The 1,669-nt window shown below is 74.9% G+C and carries 1 protein-coding gene; it reads left to right on the top strand.

Annotation, left to right across the window (positions count from 1 at the left end):
* A partial coding sequence (locus tag G3I65_RS14720) for a beta-ketoacyl synthase N-terminal-like domain-containing protein (protein ID WP_160696608.1) occupies positions 1–1,669 on the top strand: 1,669 nt, incomplete at both ends.

The following is a 1,669-nucleotide window of genomic DNA, read 5'->3' as shown; positions in this document are numbered from 1 at the left end:
CCCGACGCGCCGGGTGCCAGCGAACTCGCCGCCGAGCTGGAAGCGCTCGGCACCCGCGTCACGCTCGCCCGCTGCGATGTCGCCGACCGCGACGCGCTCGCCGCCCTGCTGGCGGACCTCGGCGAGCCGGTCCGCTCGGTCTTCCACGCCGCGGGCACGGTCGAGCTCCTGCCGGTGACCGAGACGACCCTGCCCGGGTTCGCCGAGGTCGTCCGGGCCAAGGTGGCGGGCGCGCGGCACCTGGACGAGCTGCTCGGCGACGACCTCGACGCGTTCGTCCTGTTCTCCTCGATCGCCGGGGTCTGGGGCAGCGGCGACCACGCCGGCTACTCGGCGGCCAACAACTTCCTCGACACGCTCGCCGAGCGGCGCCGGGCCCGGGGCGCGACCGCGACGTCGATCGCCTGGGGCGTCTGGGCCCCGACCGAGATCGAGGGCCAGGGCGGGATGTCCGAAGGCGTCGACACCGGGCAGCTCGCCCGGCGCGGCCTCCCGCTGATGGACCCGGCCACCGCGATCGCGGCCCTGCACGAAACCCTCGGCCACGACGAGACCTTCGCGGTGCTCGCCGACGTCGACTGGGCCCGGTTCCTGCCGGTCTTCACCGCCGGCCGCGCCCGGCCGCTGTTCGACGACCTGCCGCAGGTCAAGCGGCTCAAGGAAACCGCGAAGGCACCCACCGCGGACGCGACTCCGCTGGCCGCGCAGCTCGCCGGGCTGTCCGGCGACGAGGCCGACCGGCTGCTCCTCGAACTGGTCCGCGCCCAGGCCGCCGCGGTGCTCGGGCACGCGAACGGTGCCGCCGTCGAGCCGGACCGGCCGTTCACCGACCTCGGCTTCGACTCGCTGACCGCGCTGGACGTCCGCAACCGGATCGCCGCCGCGACCGGGCTGCGGCTGCCCGCGACCCTCGTCTTCGACCACCCGACACCGGTGCGGCTCGCCGCGCACCTGCGGGACGCCGTGCTCGGCACCCGCGCGGAAACCGTTGCGGTGAACCGGATCGCGCACGCCGACGACCCGATCGCGATCATCGGCATGGGCTGCCGCTACCCCGGCGGCGTCAAGTCCGCCGACGACCTCTGGACGCTCGTCGCCGAAGGCCGCGACGCCATCTCCGGGTTCCCGACCGACCGCGGCTGGGACCTGGCGAAGCTGTTCGGCGGCGACGCCGACGAGCAGGGCACTTCGACCGTCCGCCACGGCGGTTTCCTGCACGACGTGGCCGATTTCGACGCCGGCTTCTTCGGCATCTCGCCGCGCGAGGCGCTGGCCATGGACCCGCAGCAGCGGCTGCTGCTGGAGATCTCGTGGGAGGCGATCGAGCACGCCGGGATCGATCCGGCCACCCTGCGCGGCGAGCCCGCGGGGGTCTTCGTCGGCGCCAACTACCAGGACTACCACGCCCGGATGCGCGACATCCCGGACGGCCTCGAAGGGCACCTGCTCACCGGCAGCGTGTCGAGCGTGCTGTCCGGCCGGGTCGCCTACACCCTCGGCCTGGAAGGTCCCGCGCTCACCGTCGACGCGGCCTGCGCGTCGTCGCTGGTGACACTGCACCTGGCCGCGCAGGCCCTGCGCCGCGGCGAGTGCTCGCTGGCGCTGGCGGGCGGTGTCGCGGTGATGGTGACGCCGGCGCCGCTGACCGCGTTCAGCCGCCAGCGCGGCC

It is taken from the genome of Amycolatopsis sp. SID8362, from assembly GCF_010550475.1.
Classification (GTDB): Bacteria; Actinomycetota; Actinomycetes; order Mycobacteriales; family Pseudonocardiaceae; genus Amycolatopsis; species Amycolatopsis eburnea.
Note: the sequence above shows the minus strand (reverse complement) of the source record. Positions and strands in the feature narration are given on the sequence as shown.